This is a genomic window from Streptomyces sp. SID1328 (assembly GCF_009865595.1).
Classification (GTDB): Bacteria; Actinomycetota; Actinomycetes; order Streptomycetales; family Streptomycetaceae; genus Streptomyces; species Streptomyces griseoluteus.
Window position 1 is genome coordinate 1 of the sequence record NZ_WWKH01000297.1, and the last position, 7329, is coordinate 7329.

Consider the following 7329-nt stretch of genomic DNA (forward strand, 5'->3'; position numbering starts at 1 on the left):
CACGGGCCGGGGCTCCCGGCTCCTCGGCTACCCCGCGCCGCCGGTGCGCGATCCTGCCCACGCCGGAGCCCGAGGTCGCGGGCGCGCCACCCCGGCCGATCTACGGATGCATCCTCGCCCCCTTCACCACCTTGTCCACCCCGCCCTTGGGCCCGTACACCGCCAGCCCCACCAGATCCAGATCGGCCGTCGGTACGGCCCGGACCGCCGCTCGGTTGTCCGTGTCGTTGCCCGTCGAGAAGAGGTCGGCCGTGAAGATCGCGCGGGGCAGGGCCCGGGTCAGGGTCCGGGTGTGGGCCGCCTTCAAGACCTCCTTCGTCGCCTCGAAGACCAGTACCGGCTGGCGGAACATCGGGAGGTAGGCGATGCCGTCGGCGTCCTCGTACGGTGCGCCGATCACCTCGGGTACCTGGCTGCCCAGGCCGCTGACCAGGAACGACGTGACGTTGAGGCGTTGCCAGGGGGCGAGGTCGTCGCGGAGGAGTACGGCGATCTTGGTGTCGAAACGCAGGGGCTGTTCGTCCATGCCCCGAGACTGCCGACCACGCCCCGCCCGGGTCTTGTACGTTTCTTGCGTGGCCGCTGACCAGCCGGAAGTCTCCGCGTGGCGCCCCTCGGTACCGGGGGTCGTGGAGGTCTTCCACGCCCGGTTCACCGAGTACGCGTACCCGATGCACGTGCACGACGCCTGGACGCTGCTGATCGTGGACGACGGCGCCGTACGGTACGACCTCGACCGGCACGAGCACGGCACCCCGCGCGACACCGTCACCCTGCTGCCCCCGCACGTCCCGCACAACGGCTCCCCCGCCACCCCGCACGGCTTCCGCAAGCGGGTGCTGTACCTGGACGGCAGCCGGCTCAGCCATGATCTGATCGGCCCCGCCGTCGACCAGCCCGACCTGAGGGACCCTGGACTGCGCAAGCGGGTGGGTCAACTGCACCGCGCCCTCGCCAGTCCGGGGGACGAACTGGCCGCGGAGAGCGGGCTCGTGCTCGTCGGTGAGCGCCTCAGAGACCATCTGCGTCACCGCGATCCCGAACCCCCGCGCGCCGACCCCCTGTTGGCCCGCCGGCTCCGCGAACTCCTCGACGAGCACCTCACCGACGGCCTCACCCTCACCGCGGCGGCCGCACTGCTGCACGCCCATCCCGCGCACTTGGTAAGGGCGTTCAGCGCCGCGTACGGCATCGCCCCGCACCGCTACCTGACCTCGCGAAGAGTCGGCAGGGCCAGGCGGCTGCTGCTGGACGGGCTGGCGCCGGGCGAGGTGGCGGTGGCGTCCGGCTTCTACGACCAGGCCCATCTGACCCGCCACTTCAAGAAGTTGGTCGGGGTCACACCGGGCCGCTACCGCAACGGCGCCTGAGCCGGGCTCAGTCGCGTTCGATCAGGTGGGTGAAGGCGTCCAGGTTGCGCGTGGACTCCCCGCGCGAGACGCGCCACGCGTGCTCGCGGCGGATCGCGGAGGCGTACCCCAGTTCCAGCAGGGTGTTGAAGGCACCGTCGGCCGCTTCGAGGATCTGTCCGAGCAGGCGGTCGACCTCCTCGGGGGTGACGGCGGCGAGCGGGAGACGGGCGGTGACATAGACGTCACCGAGCTGGTCGACCGCGTAACTCACGCCGTACAGCTTGAGGTTGCGCTCCAGGAGCCAGCGGTGGACGCCCGCCTCGTTCTCGTCGGGGTGCCGGATGACGAAGGCGTTGACGGAGAGGGTGTGGCGGCCCACCAGCAGCGAGACGGTGGTGGAGAGCTTGGCGGTGCCGGGGAGTTTGACCACGTAGGAGCCCGGTTCGGGGTTCTCCCATTCCAGCTCGGCGTCCTTCAGCGCGTCCTGAAGGGTGCGCGCGGCCCGTTCCGTCGCCTCGGTGTCAGCCATGCTGCGAGCGTACGCGACGGCGGTGGGACTGGGTCGCGGCCGCGTACACGTCGGCGGTGGCGGCGGCGGAGGCGTCCCAGCCGAAACCGAGGGCGTGCCGGGCCGCGGCCGCGCCCATGCGGCCGGGCAGGCCGGGGTCGTCGGCGAAGCGGCACAGCACCCGCGCGTAGTCGGAGGGGTCGTGGCCCTGGACGAGAAAGCCGGTCTCGCCGTCGCGCACGGCCACCGGCAGGCCGCCGACGGAGGCGGCGATGACCGGCGTGCCGGCCGCCTGCGCCTCGATGGCGACGAGCCCGAAGGACTCGCTGTAGGACGGCATGACCAGCACGGACGCGGCCCGGAACCAGTCCGCGAGCTGCTCCTGCCCGACCGGCGGCCGGAACCGTACGACGTCCGCGATGCCGAGCCGCGCGGCGAGCTTCTGCAGTCCCTCCGGCTTGGCGAGCCCGCTGCCGCTGGGCCCGCCCACGACGGGCACGACGATGTTCCGGCGCAGCTCGGGGCGCTCGTCCAGCAGGTGGGCGACGGCGCGGAGCAGCACGTCGGGGGCCTTGAGGGGCTGTATGCGGCCCGCGAAGAGCGGTATGAGCGCGTCCTGGGGCAGGCCGAGGCGGGCGCGGGCGGCGGCGCGGCCGTCGAGCGGGCGGAAGCGGTCGAGGTTGACGCCGGGGTGGACGACGGCGACCTTCGCGGGGTCGGCCTCGTAGTGCCGGACCAGCTCCGCGGCCTCCTCGGCGGTGTTGGCGATGAGGCGGCGGGCGGCGGAGACGATCTGGGTCTCACCGATGACGCGGGCGGCGGGCTCGGGCGTGTCGCCGGTGGCCAGGCTGGCGTTCTTGACCTTGGCCATGGTGTGCATGGCGTGCACCAGGGGGACGCCCCAGCGCTGGGCGGCGAGCCAGCCGACGTGGCCGGAGAGCCAGTAGTGGGAGTGGACGAGGTCGTAGTAGCCGGGGCGGTGGCCGGCCCACGCCTGCATCACACCGTGGGTGAAGGCGCAGAGCTGGGCGGGCAGCTCCTCCTTGGCCAGGCCCTCGTAGGGGCCCGCGTCGACGTGCCGGACGAGGACGCCGGGGGCCAGCTCGACCTTGGGGGCGAGGTCTTTGGAGGTGGCCCGCGTGAAGATCTCGACCTCGATGCCGAGGGCGGCCAGCCGCTGGGCCAGCTCCACGATGTAGACGTTCATCCCGCCCGCGTCGCCGGTGCCGGGCTGGTGGAGCGGCGAGGTGTGCACGGAGAGCATGGCGACCCTGCGTGGCCTGCGGTGCAGCCTCAGCCGCGGAGCGGTTGCCGGGGAGCGACGCCCGAGCCTGCTGACGTACTGGCTCACTGGGCTTCCTCCTCGCTCGGGCACGCCTGCCAGAGGACCGTCCGAGTCCTCCGAGGGGTGCAACAGCGGAGGGGGTTCTTCCCATTTCCCGATCAAGCGGTTTTACCCAATCATGACCCGTACTCGCTCAACTGTTCGGCCGGAGGTCGTCACCCCGCCCGCTTACCCTCATAGACATGGCATCCCGCACGACCCGCCCCGTAGGCACGGTGACGCGCGGGACGACCAACCCCAACCGGCTGCGCCGCATGGACCGCTGGATCGCGGCCACGCACGGCGCCGAACTGCTGCGCGCGGCCGATCCGCTGGCCATCGACCTCGGGTACGGGGCCGCGCCGTGGACCGCTGTCGAGCTGCTCGGCAGGCTCCGTACGGTCGCCCCGCACGCGCGCGTGGTCGGCGTCGAGATCGAACCGGAGCGGGTCGCCGCGGCGAAGCCGTACGAGCGTGAGGGGCTCACCTTCCGGCACGGCGGCTTCGAGATCCCGGTGCCCGGCCGGCCGCTGCTGATCCGGGCCGCCAATGTGCTGCGGCAGTACGACGAGGAGCAGGTCGCCGCCGTGTGGCAGGGGCTGTGCGCGCGGCTGGCCCCGGCGGGCGACGGCTCACGCGGCGGGCTGCTGGTGGAGGGCACCTGCGACGAGATCGGGCGGCGGCACGTCTGGGTCGCGCTCGGTCCGAAGGGGCCGCGCACGATCACCTTCGCCACCCGGCTCGGCTCGCTGGAGCGCCCCTCCGACCTGGCCGAACGGCTGCCGAAGGCGCTGATCCACCGCAACGTGCCGGGCGAGCCGGTGCACGCCTTCCTGCGCGACTTCGACCGCGCCTGGGCCGCCGCCGCGCCCTACGCCTCTTACGGTGCCCGCCAGCGCTGGCTGCGCACGGTCCGGGATCTGCGGGCCGACTGGCCGGTGACGGACGGTCCGGCGCGCTGGCGGCAGGGGGAAGTGACGCTGGCGTGGGAGGCGTTGGCGCCGCGCTGACGCCGGTTCACCTGACACTGTTCACCTGTTCGAGGGAATCGCACGGAATCCGGGAATCGGGGGGAACGATCTCCGGGTGCGGTACGTCAGACGGGCGGGAAGATCGCGGGGAGGCGTGGGGCGCCGGGGGATGTACGACTTCGTACGACCTCTGTCACTTCGCGCGGGATCGTGGCACGATCCTGCGGACGGACCGTAAGTTACTGACGGTAAATCAGCTTGGGGGGACTGTTATGGCTCGGGGCAAGCGCGGGCTGCTCGCCGCCGCCGTGACCGTGGTGTGTGCGGTGACCGTACTGGCGGTGCCGGGTACGGCGTTCGCATCGGTACCGGCGGGACCTGCCGACCCCTCCCCGACGCCATCCGCGAGCGCGACGCCCGCACCCGCCGTCACGCCGGCCCCCGCACCCGACGCCGAGCTGGAGAAGGTCCGCGCGCGGCTCGACGGGCTGTACCACGACGCGGCCGTCGCCACCGACGCCTACAACGCGGCCGAGGAGAAGACGCGCAAGCAGTCCGTCCAGCTGGCCCGGCTGGAGAAGCGGACCGACGCGGCCCGCAAGAAGCTGGCCGAGCTGAAGGACCAGGCGGGCGCCGCCGCGCGGGCCCAGTACCGGGACAGCGGGATGCCGCCCATGGCGCGGTTCCTGCTCAGCGACAACCCGGAGCACTTCGCGGACGGCGCCGGCACCCTGCTGAACGGCGCACGGGCCACCAAGAAGCTGATCGCCGAGACGGACCGCGTCGAGCGGGAGCTGAAGCGGGACACCGACGACGCGGCCGCGCGCTGGAAGAAGCTGGAGCGGGACCGCAAGGACAAGGACGCCGCCCGGAAGACGGTCCAGGCGCGGATCAAGGACGCCGAGAAGCTCGAGTCGCGGCTGGAGAAGAAGGAGAAGGAGCGGCTGGCCGAGCTGGAGCGGCAGGCCGCCCGCAAGGCGCAGACCGCCTGGCTGGACACCGGCGTCCTGAAGAAGAAGGCCGACACGGCGAGCGCCACCGTCACCTCCGCCGGGGCCAGGGCCGTCGCCTTCGCCACCGCCCAGCTCGGCAAGCCGTACGTCTGGGGAGCCGAGGGCCCCGACTCCTTCGACTGCTCCGGCCTGACCTCCCAGGCCTGGGCCGACGCGGGCACGCTGATCCCGCGCACCTCCCAGGAGCAGTGGAAGCAGCTCCGCCACGTGGACGTGACCGAGATGCGCCCCGGTGACCTCATCATCTACTTCGCCGACGCCACCCACGTCGGGATGTACGTCGGCGACGGCAAGATCATCCACGCCCCGCGACCGGGCCGTACGGTCACCGTCGCGGGCGCGGGCACCATGCCGATCCTGGGGGTCGTACGCCCGGACGCGTGACCGGCGCCACACCCCGCCCCGCCCTGTGACCAACGGCACGCGGGCGGGCTGGAACCAAGTGAGCTTCGTCATCCCGCGCCCCCTGCCGCCCCGCCCAACTGCCGTACGGGGCAGGGCATATGACGGCGGTCTACGCGATACGGACGCCGCGCGCCCCATTCCATCGGGGCGGCCGATGCCGCTAGGGTCACCCGACGGCGTTACGAGGACCCTCGGCGCCGCCGTGCCCTCGGGGGGAGGGAAGGAAACCAGGACATGCCCGTACCCGTACCGCGGCAGAGAGCAGTCCCGGCCGCCGAGTGCGGTCCGGCGCAGGTTTCGGCCGTAGCCCTCACCGAAGAGGCGCACCGTGACACCGCTGCCCTCGGCGCGGCGCTCACCGTGCTGCTCGTCGAGGACGACCCGTCCGGCGCGCTCGTCCCCGACCTGCGGGACTCGGCCGGCCGGCCGATCCGCGTACGTACCGCCCGCAACCTCACCGAGGCGGGGCGGCTGCTCACCCCCGACGTCAACTGCATCCTGCTCGACCTCGCCCTCCCGGCCGCCGGCTGCGCCGACACCGAGGACGGCGACGAGCTGGCCGTGCTCCGTCAGGTGCTGGAGCTGGCGCCCCGGCACGCCGTGATCGCGCTGACCGCCTCCGGCGACGCCGAGCGCGGGGCGGAGGCCGTGCGCGTGGGCGCCCAGGACTATCTCTTCCGCGACGAGCTGGACAGCCGGCTGCTGAGCCGCGCCATCCGGTACGCCGTGGAGCGCAAGCGTTCCGACACCGCCGAGCGGCGGCTCGCGGAGGGCCGGCTGCGGGCGCAGGAGAACCGGCGCCTGGAGCGCGGGCTGCTGCCGACGCCGCTGCTGGAGGGTGCCGCGCTGCGGTTCGCCGCGCGCTACCGCCCCGGCCGCTCGCGCGCGCTGCTCGGCGGCGACTTCTACGACGCGGTCCGCACCCCGGACGGCACCGTGCACGCCATGATCGGCGACGTCTGCGGCCACGGCCCGGACGAGGCCGCGCTCGGCGTGGAGCTGCGGATCGCCTGGCGGGCGCTGACCCTGGCGGGACTGTGCGGGGACGACCTGCTGGGGACGCTGCAGGAGGTGCTGGAGCACGAGCGCTCGGACGAGGAGATCTTCGCGACCCTCTGCACGGTGGACATCGCGCCCGACGGCCGCCGCGCGGGCCTCTGCCTCGCCGGGCACCCCGCCCCGCTGCTGATCCGTCCCGGCGCGACCGCGGTGCCCCGTCTGCTCCCCTTCGACAACAACGGCCCCGCCCTCGGGCTCCTCCCCGGCGCCCGCTGGCCCCGCACCCAGGTCGAGCTGGGCGCCGAGTGGAGCCTCATGCTCTACACCGACGGCCTCATAGAAGGCCGCACCTCCCCCGGCGGCCCCCGCCTCGGCCAGGACGGCATGGTCGACATGATCCACCGCCAGCTCTCCGAGGGTTTGCGCGGAGAGGAGCTCCTCCGGGCCGCGGTCAGCGAGGTCCGCCGCCTGAACGGCGACGAGCTGACGGACGACGTCGCGGTGGTCCTGCTGGACCGGGTGGCGTAGAGGGCTGTACGGGAAGCGACGGCGCTCGCTGCCCGGCCACCGTGCTCCGGGAGGACCGGGTGGCACAGGGCCCCTGCCGGGATGGGCGGGCGCCCGCTGCCCTGACGTCCACGCCAGCCGGCGTGGCGCTGCCGGACCGTGGCCTGGGGACCCAGTGAGCCGCAGGCGGCAGCCCTGGGCCCGGCGGGCCGACCCGGCCGGAGCCGGCGGAGCCGTCAGCGGCCGCCGT

At 73.4% G+C, this 7329-nt stretch carries 7 protein-coding genes; 4 read left to right on the forward strand and 3 right to left on the reverse strand.

Annotation, left to right across the window (positions count from 1 at the left end; genetic code table 11):
• Positions 1-100: 100 nt before the first annotated feature.
• Positions 101-526, reverse strand: coding sequence for a DUF2000 domain-containing protein (locus GT030_RS08890; RefSeq protein ID WP_161200625.1), 426 nt, complete (start codon positions 524-526; stop codon positions 101-103).
• Positions 527-575: 49 nt separating this feature from the next.
• Between GT030_RS08890 and GT030_RS08895 the strand changes: the two genes are divergently transcribed.
• On the forward strand, positions 576-1370 hold the full coding sequence (locus tag GT030_RS08895; protein ID WP_161200626.1) for an AraC family transcriptional regulator: 795 nt from the start codon (positions 576-578) through the stop codon (positions 1368-1370).
• A gap of 7 nt (positions 1371-1377) precedes the next feature.
• On the opposite strand, the gene GT030_RS08900 is transcribed toward GT030_RS08895, so the two are convergent.
• Positions 1378-1881, reverse strand: a complete 504-nt coding sequence (locus GT030_RS08900; protein ID WP_161200627.1) for a YbjN domain-containing protein — start codon at positions 1879-1881, stop codon at positions 1378-1380.
• The gene (mshA, locus tag GT030_RS08905; RefSeq protein ID WP_161200628.1) at positions 1874-3211 is read right to left on the reverse strand and encodes a D-inositol-3-phosphate glycosyltransferase; all 1338 of its coding nucleotides are present in this window, start codon (positions 3209-3211) and stop codon (positions 1874-1876) included. The genes GT030_RS08900 and mshA overlap by 8 nt, the downstream gene beginning before the upstream one ends.
• A gap of 176 nt (positions 3212-3387) precedes the next feature.
• Between mshA and GT030_RS08910 the strand changes: the two genes are divergently transcribed.
• From GT030_RS08910 to GT030_RS08920, 3 genes are all read left to right on the forward strand, one after another.
• Positions 3388-4194: a class I SAM-dependent methyltransferase gene (locus GT030_RS08910; protein ID WP_161200629.1), complete on the forward strand. Its 807-nt coding sequence runs from the start codon at positions 3388-3390 to the stop codon at positions 4192-4194.
• A gap of 233 nt (positions 4195-4427) precedes the next feature.
• The gene (locus GT030_RS08915) at positions 4428-5552 is read left to right on the forward strand and encodes a C40 family peptidase (protein WP_161200630.1); all 1125 of its coding nucleotides are present in this window, start codon (positions 4428-4430) and stop codon (positions 5550-5552) included.
• 255 nt (positions 5553-5807) lie between these two features.
• On the forward strand, positions 5808-7100 hold the full coding sequence (locus GT030_RS08920) for a response regulator (protein WP_161200631.1): 1293 nt from the start codon (positions 5808-5810) through the stop codon (positions 7098-7100).
• Positions 7101-7329 lie beyond the last annotated feature (229 nt).

What these genes read in the sequence shown, in the direction of transcription:
- GT030_RS08920 (WP_161200631.1), top strand. Translation starts at nt 5,808, where the DNA reads ATGCCCGTACCCGTACCGCGGCAGAGAGCAGTCCCGGCCGCCGAGTGC.
- GT030_RS08900 (WP_161200627.1), bottom strand. Translation starts at nt 1,881, where the DNA reads ATGGCTGACACCGAGGCGACGGAACGGGCCGCGCGCACCCTTCAGGAC.
- GT030_RS08890 (WP_161200625.1), bottom strand. Translation starts at nt 526, where the DNA reads ATGGACGAACAGCCCCTGCGTTTCGACACCAAGATCGCCGTACTCCTC.
- GT030_RS08910 (WP_161200629.1), top strand. Translation starts at nt 3,388, where the DNA reads ATGGCATCCCGCACGACCCGCCCCGTAGGCACGGTGACGCGCGGGACG.
- GT030_RS08915 (WP_161200630.1), top strand. Translation starts at nt 4,428, where the DNA reads ATGGCTCGGGGCAAGCGCGGGCTGCTCGCCGCCGCCGTGACCGTGGTG.